The following is a 16,686-nucleotide window of genomic DNA, read 5'->3' as shown; positions in this document are numbered from 1 at the left end:
AATTTTGCTTTATTTATTAGTTTTTATATACCCTTGTGTAAGGTTAACTACACTTTTAAGTAAAAGAAAGCCTCGCAGGGAACTCTCTGCAAGGTTACTTAATAAAGCGTTTAATTTGTTTTAACGCGTCTTTCCGATTTGGATATCGAAATGGTAGATCGAACGTAGTTGTTTGTTTTAAGATACTTTTTTGGTGCGAGAAGACATAAAAACTTCCTCTACCATGATAGGCCCCAATCCCACTGTCTCCAACTCCGCCAAATGGAAGGTAGGGAGAACTAAGGTGCATAACGGTATCGTTAATACATCCCCCGCCAAAAGAAATAGAATTAAGGATCGTTCCTTGAAATTCATTGCTTTGAGAGAAAATAAATAGTGCCAATGGTTTTGGGTTTTCGTTTATTTTACCTACCATCGTATTTGCATCGTCATATTCAAGAATAGGTAGAATGGGGCCGAAAATTTCCTCTTGCATCACAGGGTCTTCCCAATTGACTCCTCCAAGTACGGTAGGCTCAATCGTTAATGTATCGATAGAATAATTGCCACCATGAAGGATTTCTCCACTTGAAAGTAAGTTAATAACACGGTTAAAATGCCGTTCACTCACAATCCTAGTGAACTCTTGGTTTTTTATGATTTCCTCATAAAGGTCCTTGATACTTTCTGTGAGTATCTTTATGAATTCATCCTTAACATCCCGATGAACATATGAATAATCAGGTGCGACACATGTTTGACCAGCATTGATAAACTTGCCCCAAGCTATTCGTTTGGCTGCTAGTTTGATATTCGCATCATGATGGACAATACAAGGACTTTTTCCTCCCAATTCGAGCGTAACAGGAGTTAAATGTTTGGCTGCTGCTTCCATAATTAACTTACCTACCGCAACACTACCGGTAAAAAAGATATAATCGAATTTTTCTTTTAACAAGGTTTGAGTAGTTTCAGCATCGCCCTGGACAACAGAAATGTACTCAGCAGGGAATGTTTTACTGATAAGCTCAGCCATAAGCTTTGACGTTTCTGGTGTTAGTTCTGATGGTTTAAGGATGGCACAATTTCCGGCAGCAATTGCTCCAATGAGTGGTGCAATCGCTAATTGCAGAGGATAATTCCATGGAGAAATAATCAATACCACACCATACGGTTCAGAATAAATATAGCCTTTTGAGCCCATTTGGGTGAAGGCAGTTTTTACTTTACGTGGTGCTGTCCAATTTTTAATGTGTTTAAGAGTAAAGCGGATTTCCTCTAATACAATCCCCAATTCGGTAATATACGTGTCAAAATCACTTTTATTCAAATCGCTTTTAAGTGCAGCCATCAGCTCTGTTTCATGCGAACGGATCATGTTTCCTAATAATGTTAAAGCTTCTATTCTGTAGGTAACATCTTTGGTTTTGCCCGATTGAAAGAAATCCCGCTGTCTATTAAGTAATTCACTAGAAATTTCCATTCTCCCACCTCCACACGATAAGAATATTTTACCACATCCTATTTTAATCAGTAGAATTTGAAATAGGCCGTAATGGAATAATTTTGTATGAATAATAATTATCGGAGAATACTATGATTAAATATTAGTGAAGGAGACATGAAATGCAAATCGAAACCGGTATGAAATATCAAATTTCTCAAAATATCAAGGGGAATTTTAATTCAGCAGATACACTAACAATAACGACTAATAATGGGATAACCGTTCAATTTACACTTGAAGATGGAAAAGGATACGGTTCTATGCCGATCGATCATTTAAATTATTTATTAAAAAGGTCCAATTTAACACCATCTACTACAAATAAAAGAGTGCTGTTAAGTCCAGAAAATGAAGAAAAAATTGGATAAATAAAGCCTTCCTTGAATGCCAAGGAGGGCTTATTTATTTCTCGTTTGTGATCATTTTTAACAAATAACGAGCGTAGGTATCTGATATTTCCTCCGCGCTTTGAGGACCATTCTGGTCATACCATTCTTGAATCCAGTTAAGAGCTCCTAAAATGATTAGCCGCACCATTTTCACGTCCACATTTTCAAAAGCATTTATTTCAATGCCTTCCAGAATAATTCTGTCAAAATACAGTGAGTAACTTTTTCTCAGTTCAAGAATTTCCTTTAGTTGATCTTCCGAAAAATTATGATTCGGTTTTGTTAGTGCCATAAACATTGATTTCTCACGTGTTGCAAGAAGAATATGTTCTTTAATCGCGTGCCTTAGTTTTTCAATTGGGTTGGAATCACTATTAACCACTTTCTCAATGCCATCAAGGCAGAGTTCCATAATCATCAAATGGCATTGATACAGTAAGTCATCTTTATTTTTAAAATAATAATACATCGACCCTTTTGTCATAAGCAGCTTGGCAGCGATTTCTTCCATTGTAGTTCCTTGGTAGCCTTTTTCAATAAGAATAGCTGCTGCAGAGCGAAGGATTTCCTGCTTCTTTTTAGCCATTTTCTGAGCTCTAAAAGATGACATATTTCAAACCTCCTACCTCTATGAACTCTAAATCTTCCTATCTATTTGAACAATTAGAAATTTTTTTACTCTTTGTTTAAATATAGGACAACGGTTTAGGAAAATCAACGGGAATATAGTGGAGATCGATTAATTTTTTAAATCAGTGTTCAAAAAATAAATCAATTGTAAAATTTTAAGAAAATTGTTATTATTAACACAATAATAACATCTTTTGGAAACTGGGATATTGATTGAATAGGAGCGGGAAATATGAGAATACAAGATTCTATTGCATTGGTAACTGGAGGCGCTTCTGGTCTTGGAGAGGCAACTGTCCGAAATATTGTAAAAAATGGCGGTAAAGCAGCTATACTTGACCTCTCTGAAGAAAGAGGGACAAAGTTAGCCGAAGAATTAGGGGAGAATGCTGTTTTTTACAAGTCAAATGTAACAAGTGAAGAAGATGTACAACATGCTATTGATAGAGCTATAGCCCAATTTGGGAAAATCAATACAGTAGTGAATTGTGCAGGTATTGCAATTGCAGAAAAAACAGTTGGCAAGGGCAGCAATGCACATAGTTTTGATAGTTTTAAAAAAGTGATAGAAATCAATTTAATTGGCACATTTAACGTGATTCGCCTTGCTGCAGCCCAAATGGTAAATAATGAGCCGAATCAGGAAGGGGAAAGAGGGGTTATCATTAATACGGCCTCAGTTGCGGCATTTGATGGTCAAATCGGCCAGGCAGCATACAGTGCCTCAAAAGGCGGAGTTGCAGGTATGACTTTGCCTATCGCCCGCGATTTAGCGAAATCCGGGATTCGTGTTATGACCATTGCTCCAGGGATCATCGAAACACCTTTATTTGCATCTTTATCTGAGCAAGCAAAAGCAGCCTTAGAATCACAGGTTCCATTTCCATCCAGGCTTGGACGACCTTCTGAATATGCACAATTAACCCAGTCCATCATTGAAAATGTCATGTTGAATGGAGAGACCATCCGTTTAGATGGTGCCATTCGTATGCCTCCGAGATAATCCAAAACAAGGAAAAAATATATTTAAAATTAGGAGGAAAGAAAATGCGTGAAGTTGTGATTGTAGAGGGTGTTCGTACACCAGTTGGTAAAAGAAAAGGGCTGCTCGGTACTGTACGCCCAGATGAATTAGCTGCAAAAGTCCTAAAAGAATTAGTAAATCGTGCTGGGATTTCTCCGGGAATCGTGCAAGACGTAATCTTGGGGTGTGTTTCACAGGTAGAAGAACAAGGTATGAATATTGCCCGTACTGCTGCCTTGATAGCGGATTTCCCAATACATGTTCCGGCAACCACATTAGATCGTCAATGCGGTTCAGGTCAGCAGGCCATCCATTTTGCCTCTCAAGCCATACTTAGCGGCGATATGGATATTGTCATCGCAGGCGGTGTTGAGAGTATGACTCGGGTTCCACTGGGGTCTACTAGTCAACATTCAAAATTAAGCGAAGAGCTTACTTCGCGTTATGAAATCATTCATCAAGGCTTGTCAGCAGAAAGAATTGCGGATGAATGGGGATTTACGCGCACCAAATTAGATGAATTTTCAGTAGAAAGTCATAATCGCGCCCTACTTGCTCAAGAAGAAGGCAGATTTGATAGAGAAATCATGCCATTAGAAGTAACATTGGAGGATGGCACTACGGTTGTTGTGAAACAGGATGAAGGTCCGCGAAAAGGGTCTACAGTTGAAAAATTAGCCACTCTAAAGACAGTCTTTAAAGAAGACGGGAAAATTCATGCTGGAAATGCTAGTCAAATGAGTGATGGAGCAGCGGCAGTTCTCTTAATGTCTTGGGAAAAAGCAGAGGAACTGGGAATTAAACCACGTTTCCGAATTGTTGCCCGTTCGGTAACTGGCTCTGACCCGACGTTAATGTTGACAGGTCCAATTGAAGCAACTAGGCAGGTATTAGTGAAAGCAGGATTAACTATTGATGACATCGACATATACGAAGTGAACGAAGCTTTTGCACCAGTACCAATGTGCTGGTTGGAGGAAATTAAGGCTGACCCTAAGAAATTGAATCCTAATGGTGGAGCTATTGCACTAGGACACCCTCTGGGAGCTACAGGTGAAAAATTAATGATTTCTATGATGCACGAATTAGAAAGAACGGGCGGTCGTTATGGACTGCAGGCTATTTGTGAAGGCGGTGGTATGGCCAACGGAACGATTATTGAAAGAATCAGTGAATAGGTAAGAACGCGGGAATAAGCAGGAAAAACAATCATTTTGCTGATTATTATTTTTTACAAGATTACTAGAGAGGAGCAACGTGAATTGCTTAATGAGATAGGTGTGACGCAAGTAACCATCCCACTGCCTTTTCGATTAAATCATGTTAATTGCTTTTTAGCAGAAGGGGAAAGAGGGTGGACGATTATCGATGCAGGATTAAATAATGAAGTATCTAGAGACATTTGGAGACCCATCATCGAAAAACATGATATTAAGGATATCATCATTACCCATTATCACCCTGACCATTTTGGATATGCCGGAACACTTCAAAAACTTACAAATGCAGAGGTTTGGATGACGGAAATCGATGCAGAGGCTGGTTTATCCTATTGGGAGTCAGAGTCACTTTCGATTGTAAATAAGAACTACGAAACCTGCGGGTTACCAGATGATTTATCGAGGGTGCTAACCAGAGATGAAAGAAGTTTTAATCCCCAGGTAAAACCATACCCAATTGTTCAACATTACATGGAAGAAGGCATGAAAGTCGTTTTTGGGGATTACGAATATGAAGTTATATTTACACCCGGGCATTCTGATGGGTTAATCACGTTTTTTAACAAAGAAAAAAGTATCTTATTTTCAACCGATCATATTTTACCACGGATTTCTCCTAATATTTCATACTGGTTTCGAGGCAATCGAAATCCATTACATGCGTTTTTTGCTTCATTAGAAAAAATTAAATTATTGGATGTTGATTTTGTCATTCCTTCCCATGGGAAGCCGTTTAGAAATGCAAATCAAAGAATAGAAGAATTATTGGAACATCATCATGAACGATTAGAGCAGACTTATGATTACATTAAACAGCCTGCGACCATCTATGAAGTTAACACCAAGCTTTTTAAGAATCTGAATATCCATGAAACTCGATTTGCAGTTGGTGAAACACTCGCCCATTTGGAGTATTTATATTTAAACAACCAATGTCAAAAATCGATTAAGGATGGAACTTGGTATTACGAGTGCATTTAGGTAGAAGGGTATCCCACGTGGGCACCCTTCATCTTTTTTTACATTATCATATTTCTCTGTTGGTATATACAGCAATTAATACAACCGCGTGGCAATCTCCAATATTCTTTACAGAATGAGGTACACTTGCATTCCAGCTGAAGGAGTCACCTTGTTCTAAGATAGCAGAATCTTCCCCTTGCTCTGCCAGCACTTTTCCTTCTAGTACCAAATGACATTCTTCCCCTTCATGGGCGTGGGCGTCACCAATCGAAGCACCAGGGGGAAATTCTACACTTCGCAAACTTAATCCACCCATCGAAGAAATGTGCTCAATATTCAATTTGTTAAAAGTTGTCATTGTTCGATTATCTTTTCGAACTACGCGTAAATGTTGTTTTTTTTCTAATAATAAATAGGGAAGAGGAACCTCTAAATAGCTGGCAATGGTTTGCAGCGTATTGATGGAAGGTGAGGTGTTATTATTTTCAACATTGCTGATAAATCCTTTTGAAAGACCTGTACCTTCACACATTTGTGCGATTGTGATTTTTTTTCGATTTCTAATTGCACGAATTTTTGAGCCGATATCCAGTTTTATCACCCTTTATAGTTTCCTAATATAGAACATATTTATATATTAGCAAAAAAATGATTGACAATCCATAAGATCTCTTGTTATCTTATAAACAACAAATGTTCATATTTGAAAACATTTAATAAAAAGAAAGGATGAATAGTATATGAATGCACCGATGATATATGAGCTCCGTCGTCCGAATCAGATTGACCCTGATAAAAAATATCCTGCGTTGTTTATCATGCATGGAATTGGCAGTAATGAGCAAAACATGCTGTCGTTGGTTAGCGGGTTAGAAGAACAGTTTTACATTTTCAGTATTCGCGGTCATCTCTCACAACCACCAGGATTTGCCTATTTCACAATTCAAGGGTACGGCAAACCCCATCGGGAAGTGTTCGATGAAGGCGTAAATAAGCTTACAGGCTTTATTGACTATGCTTGCGAAAAGTATCCGCTAGATACTTCAAATTTATACTTGTTAGGTTTTAGTCAAGGTGCCATTTTATCCATGACCCTTGGGTTAACATTAGGAAATAAAATTAAAGGTATTGTTGCTTTAAGTGGTTATATTCCTGCCTTCGTCAAAGAAGAATACACAATTAAACCTGTAGATGAGGTATCCTTATTTATTTCTCATGGAGAAATGGATCAAGTTCTTCCTTTTGAATGGGGAGTTGCCAATAACGAATATTTTCGCCAATTAGGTGCTAACGTTACTTTTAACACCTATCAAGAAGGACATAGTGTTTCCTTAAAAAATCTGCAGGATTTTACAAACTGGTTATTACAAGACTTAGAAAAATAATTTATTAATGGAGAGGAAGAAAATGATGAAAAAAATAGAGGTAAGCACATTAATTTTACGATTAGTATTAGGAGTTACATTTTTTGTCCATGGGTTAGTAAAATTCCAGGGCGGTATTGAAAATATCGTAGGCTGGTTCGATGCCATAGGCTTACCAGGCGGCCTGGCTTATGCAGTTGCTTTGTTAGAAATAGTTGGTGGAATTGCATTAGTAGTTGGATTAGGAAGTAGAATTGTATCAGCATTATTTGTGCTATTAATGATTGGAGCAACTATCAAAGGGAAATTAGCTATTGGCTTTTTGGGAGATGGTCAAGGTGCTGGTTGGGAATTAGATTTAGCATTACTTGTAATGGCATTATTTATTGCTATTAATGGCAGCAAAATGTTTGCTTTAGATAAATTTGTTTCCAAAGGACAAAAGAATCAGACTCAATCACTCTAATTCAGGGGGTACGGACAATGATACCATCACTCTTTATCGCACACGGTGCACCGTTACTGGCCATTGAAAACAATGAATATACTCAATTTTTAAGTCAACTAGGTAAGAATTTGCCGCGTCCAAAAGCGATTGTCTTGTTTTCTGCGCATTGGGAATCTCGCGTGCAAAAAGTAAGTGAAGTAGATCAGTATGATACGATCTATGACTTCGGTGGATTTGACCCGAAACTTTATACGATTAAATATCCTGCACATGGTTCTATGGAAATTTCTAATGAAATAAAAGAGCTGTTTAAAGAAAATGGAATACCATTTGATGTGGAAACGAAGCGGGGATTAGATCATGGCGCATGGGTCGTACTTCGGATGCTATATCCAAATGCTGATGTTCCTGTTATCGCGATGTCGGTTAATCCTGCTCTAACTCCAGAAGAACAGTATAAAATAGGAAAATCCCTTGCTACTTTACGCGCTAATGATGTATTAATTATCGGAAGTGGTGGTACGGTTCACAACCTTAGAGCTGTAAGCTGGGGTGACGATGGCGCAATACATCAGTGGGCACTTGAGTTTGATGATTGGATTGCACATCATCTTCATACATGGGACACTGATTCATTGTTTAAATACGATTCGCTTGCACCTAATGCTGAATTTGCAGTTCCTAAGTTTGGAAACGAACACTTTATTCCGATTTTTTACGCAATGGGAGCAGCAGATGATAGCAGAAAAGCCGCTTTAATCCATCGAAGCTATCGTTATGGTAACCTAAGTCACAGCGTTTGGCAGTTTGGATGATAAAGGCAAAATAACACTAACCAAGCGTTAGTGTTATTTTTATTAAAAGGAAAAGCATATAATTTGATGATTTATTTGAATCTTGATATAATAATTCGGTTATAAATATAAATAATGTAATAATGTTAATAAGGTGGTAATTATGAATCTAGATTATAGAGTTTTACTGTATTATAAATATGTTACGATTGAGAATCCTGAAGAGATACAACAAGAGCATCTACAGTATTGTAATGAAATAGGTTTAAAAGGGCGGATAATCATTGCATCTGAAGGTATTAATGGTACCGTTTCAGGGACAGTTGAACAAACAAATGCTTATATAAAATACATGGATGAGCACCCGCTATTCGCGGGAACCATTTTCAAAATTGATGAGGCTTCAGAGCATGCATTCAAGAAAATGCGTGTTCGATTACGACCAGAGCTTGTTACTTTACGGTTAGAAGATGATGTTAATCCAAATGTAACGACAGGGAAGCATTTAAAACCGAAGGAATTTTTTGAAGCTATGCAAAGAGAAGATACAGTTGTCATTGATGCAAGGAATGACTACGAATATGACCTAGGTCATTTTAGAGGTGCTGTTCGCCCAGACATTTTAAATTTCCGTGACCTGCCAGATTGGATTAGGGAGAATAAAGAACAATTTGAAGGAAAAAAAATCCTTACTTATTGTACGGGCGGGATCCGCTGCGAAAAATTTTCAGGCTGGATGCTTAATGAAGGGTTTGAAGATGTTTCACAATTAGAAGGCGGCATCGTTACCTACGGAAAAGATCCAGAAGTGCAGGGAGAATTATGGGATGGACAACTATATGTGTTTGACGAGCGTATAAGTGTACCCATCAATCGCAAAGAGCATGTGGTTGTTGGGAAGGATTATTTCACAGGTGAGCCATGTGAGCGTTATGTAAACTGTGCTAATCCTGAATGTAACAAGAAAATTCTTTGTTCTGAAGAAAATGAACATCGCCACCTGCGCAGCTGTTCACATGAATGTAGAACACATCCCCGAAACCGCTATGTGGCAGAGCATGGACTTACCGAAGAAGAAGTAAACGAAAGATTATTGAATCTCCAAGCATAAAGGAAAGGCTGCACACTTCATAAATAGTGTGCAGCCTTTTTTTATTTCTTTGCAACAACTTCGTTTGACTTTGAAAGTTCATCAAATATCGCTGTTGTTAAGCTAAGATCACCCCTGCTGTCATGACCAGCTTCCCACAACATCATTCCTCCAAAGCCATTATTCATCGCTAGATTCGTCTTCTTTTGGATGGTCTTCACACCATTATAATGATACGTTGTTCCGTTCATATAAACCGTGTCGTTCAGAGCATTTGCTGGATCCTGCTTGACTATGGCAGCATACGAAACCTGTTTAATGGCAGGGTCTTCTGGTTGAGCATAGAAAGGAACACCTAAAACTAGCTTTTCTTTTGCTAAGTTATACTCATCAAAAAGTGCTGCCCAATAGTTTACTATTTTCTCTGTAAAAGGATATGGAGATAGATTAGCAGCATTATAGCCGCCATCCCACTGACCATCATAGGCCATAATATTGACATGATCCACATGCTGGAACATAGAGGGCTCATAAACGACAAAGCCCATTTCGGTGCCTGTCACCGCATGAATTTTTGCATAAACGGCTACCGATAGCTCTTTCCCCTTGGAATGTAGCTGATTGCTTAGTTCGCTGGTAAAAGCAGCTAGGTTAGCAGCGTCTGACTTTGAACGAGGGTGCTCAAAATCGATATCAATGCCATCAAGCTGTTCGGTGTCGACTATATGAATTAGCTCATTTACAAGTCGTGTTCTCGCGTCTGAATTGCTAATAGCCGCTCTAAATGGCTCATAGGATTCCCCGCCATTAATATGAAACCAGCCGCCTACGGCTAGAATTACTTTTGTATTGTGTTCTTTGGCTTTTATCACCATTGTTCGTAAATTATTGATAGCGGAATCGCCATTTAGTAATATGCCCCCATCTGCTGTCGGATGAGCAAACGAAAAGATCACGTGTGTTAATTTGGAATAATCCACTGCATTCGGATCACGGAAATCCTGAACATAGCCTAATAATACTTTAGAGTCTTCTACCACTTCTTCGGGAATTTCTTTTTCTACAAGATTTTTATCTGACTTAGGCAGTTTCTCCACTTTTTGCGGTTTAACCGCCTGATCTGTTTGATTTGTTGAGTAAATAACTCCTGTAAAAATTCCCCCAATAAAGGTAAATAAAATTACCAGGGCTAGGAGGATTGTGCGTTTCTTCATATTTTACGATTCCTCCCTACTATTCTCATACTTAACGATTGTATCAAAAATAGATAGGAGGAAGTGTTGGTAATATCCGCCTTGCGAAATTATGGTAAATTCCTGGTTTGAATTTGTTGTTAATTAAGCTCAAATATTGTCTAATAATAGTAGGTTGCTTTCTTAAAAAATGTTGTTAAAATCTTAAAGCCGATTTTAACGTGGAAATAGTTATGTTGCACTTTAGAATTAAGTATGTAGGCTTTTTTCTTATTAGTTTTTTCTATTTTCTGTGGATACATAGCACAATAATTAAATTGTCTTCCAAATGCAACAAAGTTTAAGAAAAAAGCCTTTAAGTAAGACATCTAAAGAAAAGGAGATTTACATCTGTGTGGGCTGTTGGAATAGGGATCATCTTACTATATAATTTATTGATTTTTTATATTGGCTATAATATTTGGGTTTGGTTGAAGTACATAAGTGGTGATCGAAAGAGTATTAAAATTATTTTCTGGGTTGTACTTATAATTTTTGCTTATTCATTTGTTATTTCACGCTGGTTGGATGAGAGTTTATTTTTTACCTGGCTGGGTGCCATTTGGCTTTCGTTATTTTACTTCTTAATCTTGTTGCTGCCATTAGCGAATATCGCAATATTTTTAAGGAGATTTACAAAAATAAAGAAAGAAAAGTTTGTTAAATGGACAGGTAATTTTCTAATAATCGTGATTGTTGGTTCATTCTTTTTCGGAGTGTTTAATGCTTACAGTCCTGCAGAAAAAACATATCAAGTTCAAATTCCTAAACAGTCAGCAGGGAAGCAAAGTTTAAAAATTATCATGGCTTCCGATATGCATTTTGGGGATCTATCTGGAGCAAGGCAGGCAAAAAAGCTGGTAGAGTACATTAATGCCGAGAAGCCTGACCTCGTTCTATTCCCGGGGGATATTATTGACGATGATATAACGCCTTTTCTTGAACAAGGAATACCAGGTATTCTGAAACAAATCAAAGCACCTGCCTATGCCTCTCTTGGAAATCATGATCGCGATGATGTTGATCTTGTTAAAATATTTAATAACAGCGGTATGAGAGTTTTGGATGATGAAGTATTGGATCTACCAGAGGGAATAACGTTGGTTGGCAGGAAAGATAGAGGTTATCAAGACGTTGTAAGAGCAGATCTTTCAGAGTTAATGAAACAGGCCGATATTTCGAAACCCGTGTTTTTACTCGAGCATCAGCCTTACGATTTAGATATTGCCGAAAAAAATGGAGTTGATTTAATTCTTTCTGGTCATACACATCGAGGACAGGTTGCTCCAGGTAACCTGATAACAAATATGATATTTGAAAATGATTGGGGCTATTTAAAGAAAGGCAGGCTTCAATCGATTGTCTCATCAGGCTATGGAGTTTGGGGACTGCCACTGCGGATTGGAACGCGGTCAGAAATTGTTCAAATTAACGTTACCTTCAATCCCTCCATTCGATAAAGAAAAAAATCTATCTGACATCAGATAGATTTTTTTCTTTATTTAACTATAGATAACTGTTAGTGTTTTTTTTATTGTAATTGAATAATATTTATTGATGACTAAAAATTTAATTGAGAGCGCTTTATCAGTATAAAGGAGAGAAGCGAATGGAAAAATTAATGCCTTCAGAAATTCAACAAATGTTATCCTCCGTACCGAATTGGAAATTAACCGAAGAGAAATGGATTGAACGAAAGTATCGTTTTCGAGAATACCTGAAAGGAATCGATTTTGTTCAACAAGTGGCAAATTTATCAGAGCTGACGAATCACCATCCATTTATTTCTATCGACTATAAGGTCGTCACTGTAAAGATATCATCTTGGAATGCAAGGGGTTTAACAGCTTTGGATTTTGAATTAGCTGCGAAGTATGATGAATTTTATAATCAAATGTAAAGTTAATTTTCTTCTAAAGGGAGAGATTTACTAATGGGAGAAGCAAAAAAGATTCCGAGGCATTTACAAAAATATGTAGTGGATCAACAATATGAAAAATACACACCGATTGATCATGCCGTTTGGCGGTATGTCATGCGACAAAACCATCATTATTTAAAGGATACAGCCCATCATGCGTATGTTGGCGGATTAAAATCTTCTGGTATTTCTGTAGAGAGAATACCCAATGTGACTGACATGAACATAGCGTTAGAGCCATATGGATGGGGAGCTGCTAATATTGATGGCTTTATCCCAGGGGTTATATTTTTCGACTTTCAAGCACATGGTATTCTCCCAATCGCCTCTGATATTCGTAAACTAGAAAACATTCAATATACACCTGCTCCAGATATTATCCATGAAGCGGCAGGTCATGCACCTATTTTATGTGAAGAGAAATTCTCGGAGTATGTAAAGCTATTTGGTCAAATTGGCTCAAAGGCATTGGCTATAAGCGAGGAGCATGAGTTATTTGAAGCTGTTCGCTCCTATTCCAATTTATTAGAAAGCGGAACAGCTACAAAAGCTGAAATCGAAGCAGCAAAAGCAAACTTTGAAGAAAAGCAAGCAGCTGTTACGGAACTGTCAGAAGCGGAACAAATTTCTCGGCTATATTGGTGGACAGTCGAGTATGGACTCATTGGGACAGTTGAAAAACCACAAATTTATGGTGCAGGTTTGCTGTCTTCTGTTGCAGAAGGCAGAAGCAGCCTAACAGCTTCTGTTAACAAGATTCCTTTTGAACTACAAAAAGTGATTGCTACGGGTTTTGATATTACCAAGCCGCAGCCACAGCTTTTTGTATGTGACAGCTTTGACCAATTAATTGATGCTGTGATTGAGTTTTCGAAAACCATGGCCTTTCATGTTGGAGGAACGCAAGGCTTGGATAAAGCACTTCGTTCCAATCATACTGCCACGATTCAATATAATTCCGGTCTGCAGCTGACGGGAACATTACGAAGAATCCTAAAGGATGAGGACGGGGTAGCAATTTACATTCAAACCGAAGGTCCTTCAGCCTTAGCATATGAAAATACAGAGTTGCTTGGTCATGGGAAAAACAGTCACCAAGATGGCTTTGGAGCCCCGATTGGAAGAATTAAAAATCTGAAAAATCCACTCGAGCTGCTTACAGATGAAGAACTCGAAGAAATCGGGATCTCATTCGGAAAGAATTGTACCTTCGAATATGAGAGTGGAGTTAAGGTAAAGGATACTCCAGTTCAATTAATAAGAAAAGACGGCAAATTACTGCTTATCACCTTCAAAGATTGTACGGTTTCAATAAAAGAACAAATCTTATTCCAACCTGAGTGGGGTACTTACGATTTGGCGGTTGGTGAAAGTATAACATCGGTTTTTGCAGGTGCTGCGGATTCTGATCAATTTTATGCAGATATAGGTGAGGTTGAGACAAAACCTCTTGTTAAAAGGGACCTAACCAAGTTAGAAAAGTTATACGGGAAAATAAGATCTATCCGAGAATCAATGAGTAACGATATAGAAGCAGAGTTGGCAGAAGTGATTGATGTATTAACAAATGATTATAAAGATGATTGGTTATTACGAATTGAAATTATGGAGCTTCTAGTAAAATATAATCTTTTGCCAGATAAACAGCTATTGCTGAGAAAGCAATTTGACGAAATAAAAGATTTACACGACGGATATTCCGTGTTAATTGAAAGAGGGCTCAGGTTAACAAATTCCTAAGCAGCAATAAGTTCGTATCAATAACAACCTGCCGCCTATTGAACAACTTTACCAAAGGTTGAATTGATGGGCGGTATTTTTATGGAGCAGGAATGAAGACATTCAATAGCAAAACGTGATAAGTGTAACTCATAAAGGGCACACTTTATTAAAAGGTAAAATTAGGTGGAGACTAATGAAGTTACTATGTATAGATGGCGGTGGAATCCGGGGAATTTTCTCGATTGCGATTTTACAAGCACTAGAAGAAGAAGTGGGTTACCCTGTAGGGAAATTATTTGATGCTGTTGCAGGGACAAGTACGGGTGCCATCATTGCTGCTTCTGTTTCATTGGATAAAAAAATGAAAGAAGTTCATGAAAATTACATGTTGTATGGAGAGAAGATATTCAAAAGACAGGCAAAAGTAGGGATCTTTAAAAGTGTCTATAGTGATCGGTCACTCCGGAAACTATTAAAAAAGTCCTTTGGTGACCTCCAATTGGAGGATATTGAAAAACCTCTGCTTATCCCGGCTGTCGACATTACCCATGGAAAACCATTTATCCACCGCTCCAACTTTGGACACCCGGGAAATGATGATTTATCGATAAAGCTTTGGGATGCCGTTCTTTCCTCTTGCTCCGCACCTGTCTATTTCCCGCCCAACAACATTGGGAATGAATATTTATCAATTGATGGTGGTTTATGGGCAAATAATCCATCATTAGTAGGTTTAACGGAAAGTATTCATTATTTCCAAAAAGGAATGGAAGATATCCATATCTTATCACTTGGCACGGGACTGCAAAATATTGATTTTACGTATGATAAGGAAAAGTATTGGGGCATAAACGAATGGCTGCCTTTTCGTTTTCCCTCTATGAAGGTGACCCCGAAACTTCTCGATTTAGCCCTTCATTTATCTTCAGAATCGGTTACCTATCATTGTCAGCTTCTATTAAAGGATCAATATCTTCGAATTAATGAAGAGTTAGGGGAGGAAGTACCATTTGATGAAGTAAAGTACATGGATTTCCTTAGTGAACTTGGCCGAAGGACGTTTTACAAACAGAAAAATGAAATCATGGCCTTTTTAAAGAAGATATAACCAAAAACTCGGTTTATAAAGTACCGAGTTTTATTCTATTCAAAAAAGCTGCTATATCTTTGCCAATATTTTTGACCATTTGAACTCATACTATTTCATGAGGTGAAGAACATGTACAAACTGTTGTCTCACAATGATCTGGATGGTGTGGGGTGTGGAATTCTAGCAAAACTTGCTTTTGGAGAAGACGTGAAAGTCCGCTACAATTCTATTTCTGGTTTAAATCGCGAGGTTGAATGGTTTTTAGAAAATGATGATCGCAATACCTTTTTATTTATCACAGATTTGTCTGTAAATGAAAAAAATGAACAAAGTCTCAAAGAGTTTTATGATAATGGGGGCAAAGTACAGCTTATTGACCATCATAAAACCGCTTTACATTATAACGAATATGATTGGGGACATGTTGTCGTTGAGGATGAGGAAGGAAAATTAACATCAGCAACTTCCTTATTGTATGAATATCTTATTTCGCACCAATTGATTGTGCCTACAGACGTGATAACAGAATTTGTTGAGCTCGTTAGACAATATGATACATGGGAGTGGGAAAAAAACGATAACCAAGAAGCGCAGCGTCTGAATGCTCTATTTTTCCTTGTTTCGATCGATGAGTTTGAAGAAAAAATGATCGCCCGGCTTCAAACAAGCGAACATTTTCACTTTGATGAGTTCGAAAAGAGAATACTGGACATGGAAGAAGATAAAATTGATCGCTATATCCGCAGGAAAAGAAGAGAGCTTGTTCAGACACAGCTAGATGGACTTTATGCAGGTGTGGTTTATGCGGAATCGTATCACTCTGAACTTGGAAATGAACTTGGTAAGGAATACCCTCATCTGGATTACATAGCGATTTTAAATATTGGCGGTAAACGAATGGGCTTCCGTACTATTCATGACCATGTGGATGTATCCGCAGTGGCTGGACAATACGGAGGAGGCGGTCATGCAAAGGCATCAGGCTGCTCTCTAACCGAGGAAGCATATATAAACTTTGTAACGGAAACCTTTCATCTAGATCCAATTCCAGAGGACGCAAGGCGAAATCGCTATAACCTAAAACAGTCAACGTTTGGCACGCTGTATAAAAGCCGCAGGGAAGACGAGTTCCTTCTATACCAGTTAAATGAGGAAAAATGGATAATTAAACGAAATAACACAAGATTGGAGCAAACCTTTTCTAGTTTTGAAGATGGGGAGAGCTTTTTAAAAAGATATTATGAGGTTTGGCTCGTAAAGGACGAAGACTTTGTTCATTACCTAATGAAAAAGTTTGAAAAGTGATGTACGAA

General features: G+C 37.9%; 17 protein-coding genes. 13 read left to right on the top strand and 4 right to left on the bottom strand.

Annotated features, from left to right (window positions below; translation table 11 throughout):
• Positions 1-94 precede the first annotated feature (94 nt).
• Complete coding sequence (locus AC2TFD_RS16150) at positions 95-1,462, bottom strand: aldehyde dehydrogenase (RefSeq protein WP_484673573.1); 1,368 nt, start codon at positions 1,460-1,462, stop codon at positions 95-97.
• A gap of 143 nt (positions 1,463-1,605) precedes the next feature.
• On the opposite strand from AC2TFD_RS16150, the gene AC2TFD_RS16145 reads away from it, so the two are divergent.
• Positions 1,606-1,854 (top strand): hypothetical protein, encoded by a 249-nt coding sequence (locus AC2TFD_RS16145; RefSeq protein WP_335520055.1) that lies wholly within the window; start codon positions 1,606-1,608, stop codon positions 1,852-1,854.
• A 34-nt stretch (positions 1,855-1,888) separates the two neighbouring features.
• Here AC2TFD_RS16145 and AC2TFD_RS16140 read toward each other — a convergent pair whose 3' ends face one another.
• The gene (locus AC2TFD_RS16140) at positions 1,889-2,485 is read right to left on the bottom strand and encodes a TetR/AcrR family transcriptional regulator (protein ID WP_484673572.1); all 597 of its coding nucleotides are present in this window, start codon (positions 2,483-2,485) and stop codon (positions 1,889-1,891) included.
• A 252-nt stretch (positions 2,486-2,737) separates the two neighbouring features.
• On the opposite strand from AC2TFD_RS16140, the gene AC2TFD_RS16135 reads away from it, so the two are divergent.
• The 3 genes from AC2TFD_RS16135 (at position 2,738) to AC2TFD_RS16125 (ending at position 5,730) form a co-directional block, all read left to right on the top strand.
• A complete protein-coding gene (locus tag AC2TFD_RS16135; RefSeq protein ID WP_335520061.1) occupies positions 2,738-3,508 on the top strand; it encodes a 3-hydroxyacyl-CoA dehydrogenase in 771 nt (256 codons plus the stop codon).
• A gap of 44 nt (positions 3,509-3,552) precedes the next feature.
• Positions 3,553-4,707, top strand: coding sequence for a thiolase family protein (locus AC2TFD_RS16130; protein ID WP_484673571.1), 1,155 nt, complete (start codon positions 3,553-3,555; stop codon positions 4,705-4,707).
• Positions 4,708-4,791: 84 nt separating this feature from the next.
• The gene (locus AC2TFD_RS16125; RefSeq protein ID WP_484673570.1) at positions 4,792-5,730 is read left to right on the top strand and encodes an MBL fold metallo-hydrolase; all 939 of its coding nucleotides are present in this window, start codon (positions 4,792-4,794) and stop codon (positions 5,728-5,730) included.
• Between the two features lie 46 nt (positions 5,731-5,776).
• Here AC2TFD_RS16125 and AC2TFD_RS16120 read toward each other — a convergent pair whose 3' ends face one another.
• Positions 5,777-6,304, bottom strand: coding sequence for a helix-turn-helix domain-containing protein (locus AC2TFD_RS16120; RefSeq protein WP_335520072.1), 528 nt, complete (start codon positions 6,302-6,304; stop codon positions 5,777-5,779).
• A 148-nt stretch (positions 6,305-6,452) separates the two neighbouring features.
• Between AC2TFD_RS16120 and AC2TFD_RS16115 the strand changes: the two genes are divergently transcribed.
• The 4 genes from AC2TFD_RS16115 (at position 6,453) to trhO (ending at position 9,429) form a co-directional block, all read left to right on the top strand.
• A complete protein-coding gene (locus AC2TFD_RS16115) occupies positions 6,453-7,097 on the top strand; it encodes an alpha/beta hydrolase (protein WP_335520070.1) in 645 nt (214 codons plus the stop codon).
• 22 nt (positions 7,098-7,119) lie between these two features.
• Complete coding sequence (locus AC2TFD_RS16110; RefSeq protein WP_335569361.1) at positions 7,120-7,542, top strand: DoxX family protein; 423 nt, start codon at positions 7,120-7,122, stop codon at positions 7,540-7,542.
• Between the two features lie 17 nt (positions 7,543-7,559).
• A complete protein-coding gene (locus AC2TFD_RS16105; protein ID WP_484673569.1) occupies positions 7,560-8,339 on the top strand; it encodes a DODA-type extradiol aromatic ring-opening family dioxygenase in 780 nt (259 codons plus the stop codon).
• 142 nt (positions 8,340-8,481) lie between these two features.
• The gene (gene trhO, locus AC2TFD_RS16100) at positions 8,482-9,429 is read left to right on the top strand and encodes an oxygen-dependent tRNA uridine(34) hydroxylase TrhO (protein WP_335569363.1); all 948 of its coding nucleotides are present in this window, start codon (positions 8,482-8,484) and stop codon (positions 9,427-9,429) included.
• Between the two features lie 41 nt (positions 9,430-9,470).
• Here the strand turns inward: trhO and AC2TFD_RS16095 are convergent, their stop codons facing one another.
• On the bottom strand, positions 9,471-10,622 hold the full coding sequence (locus tag AC2TFD_RS16095) for a glycoside hydrolase family 18 protein (protein ID WP_335520537.1): 1,152 nt from the start codon (positions 10,620-10,622) through the stop codon (positions 9,471-9,473).
• A 371-nt stretch (positions 10,623-10,993) separates the two neighbouring features.
• Here AC2TFD_RS16095 and AC2TFD_RS16090 point away from each other — a divergent pair, with 371 nt between their 5' ends.
• From AC2TFD_RS16090 to AC2TFD_RS16070, 5 genes are all read left to right on the top strand, one after another.
• Positions 10,994-12,100 (top strand): metallophosphoesterase, encoded by a 1,107-nt coding sequence (locus AC2TFD_RS16090; protein ID WP_420489041.1) that lies wholly within the window; start codon positions 10,994-10,996, stop codon positions 12,098-12,100.
• 149 nt (positions 12,101-12,249) lie between these two features.
• Positions 12,250-12,540 (top strand): 4a-hydroxytetrahydrobiopterin dehydratase, encoded by a 291-nt coding sequence (locus tag AC2TFD_RS16085; protein WP_335512122.1) that lies wholly within the window; start codon positions 12,250-12,252, stop codon positions 12,538-12,540.
• Between the two features lie 33 nt (positions 12,541-12,573).
• Positions 12,574-14,301 (top strand): aromatic amino acid hydroxylase, encoded by a 1,728-nt coding sequence (locus AC2TFD_RS16080; RefSeq protein WP_484673568.1) that lies wholly within the window; start codon positions 12,574-12,576, stop codon positions 14,299-14,301.
• 175 nt (positions 14,302-14,476) lie between these two features.
• A complete protein-coding gene (locus AC2TFD_RS16075; RefSeq protein WP_335512126.1) occupies positions 14,477-15,391 on the top strand; it encodes a CBASS cGAMP-activated phospholipase in 915 nt (304 codons plus the stop codon).
• A gap of 111 nt (positions 15,392-15,502) precedes the next feature.
• Positions 15,503-16,678, top strand: coding sequence for a DHH family phosphoesterase (locus AC2TFD_RS16070; protein WP_335569368.1), 1,176 nt, complete (start codon positions 15,503-15,505; stop codon positions 16,676-16,678).
• Positions 16,679-16,686 lie beyond the last annotated feature (8 nt).

The sequence above is a fragment of the Neobacillus sp. plas4 genome (assembly GCF_057221695.1).
Note: the sequence above shows the minus strand (reverse complement) of the source record. Positions and strands in the feature narration are given on the sequence as shown.

What these genes read in the sequence shown, in the direction of transcription:
- AC2TFD_RS16095 (WP_335520537.1), bottom strand. Translation starts at nt 10,622, where the DNA reads ATGAAGAAACGCACAATCCTCCTAGCCCTGGTAATTTTATTTACCTTT.
- AC2TFD_RS16080 (WP_484673568.1), top strand. Translation starts at nt 12,574, where the DNA reads ATGGGAGAAGCAAAAAAGATTCCGAGGCATTTACAAAAATATGTAGTG.
- AC2TFD_RS16130 (WP_484673571.1), top strand. Translation starts at nt 3,553, where the DNA reads ATGCGTGAAGTTGTGATTGTAGAGGGTGTTCGTACACCAGTTGGTAAA.
- AC2TFD_RS16075 (WP_335512126.1), top strand. Translation starts at nt 14,477, where the DNA reads ATGAAGTTACTATGTATAGATGGCGGTGGAATCCGGGGAATTTTCTCG.
- AC2TFD_RS16110 (WP_335569361.1), top strand. Translation starts at nt 7,120, where the DNA reads ATGATGAAAAAAATAGAGGTAAGCACATTAATTTTACGATTAGTATTA.
- AC2TFD_RS16135 (WP_335520061.1), top strand. Translation starts at nt 2,738, where the DNA reads ATGAGAATACAAGATTCTATTGCATTGGTAACTGGAGGCGCTTCTGGT.
- AC2TFD_RS16145 (WP_335520055.1), top strand. Translation starts at nt 1,606, where the DNA reads ATGCAAATCGAAACCGGTATGAAATATCAAATTTCTCAAAATATCAAG.
- AC2TFD_RS16140 (WP_484673572.1), bottom strand. Translation starts at nt 2,485, where the DNA reads ATGTCATCTTTTAGAGCTCAGAAAATGGCTAAAAAGAAGCAGGAAATC.
- AC2TFD_RS16150 (WP_484673573.1), bottom strand. Translation starts at nt 1,462, where the DNA reads ATGGAAATTTCTAGTGAATTACTTAATAGACAGCGGGATTTCTTTCAA.
- trhO (WP_335569363.1), top strand. Translation starts at nt 8,482, where the DNA reads ATGAATCTAGATTATAGAGTTTTACTGTATTATAAATATGTTACGATT.
- AC2TFD_RS16115 (WP_335520070.1), top strand. Translation starts at nt 6,453, where the DNA reads ATGAATGCACCGATGATATATGAGCTCCGTCGTCCGAATCAGATTGAC.
- AC2TFD_RS16085 (WP_335512122.1), top strand. Translation starts at nt 12,250, where the DNA reads ATGGAAAAATTAATGCCTTCAGAAATTCAACAAATGTTATCCTCCGTA.
- AC2TFD_RS16105 (WP_484673569.1), top strand. Translation starts at nt 7,560, where the DNA reads ATGATACCATCACTCTTTATCGCACACGGTGCACCGTTACTGGCCATT.
- AC2TFD_RS16070 (WP_335569368.1), top strand. Translation starts at nt 15,503, where the DNA reads ATGTACAAACTGTTGTCTCACAATGATCTGGATGGTGTGGGGTGTGGA.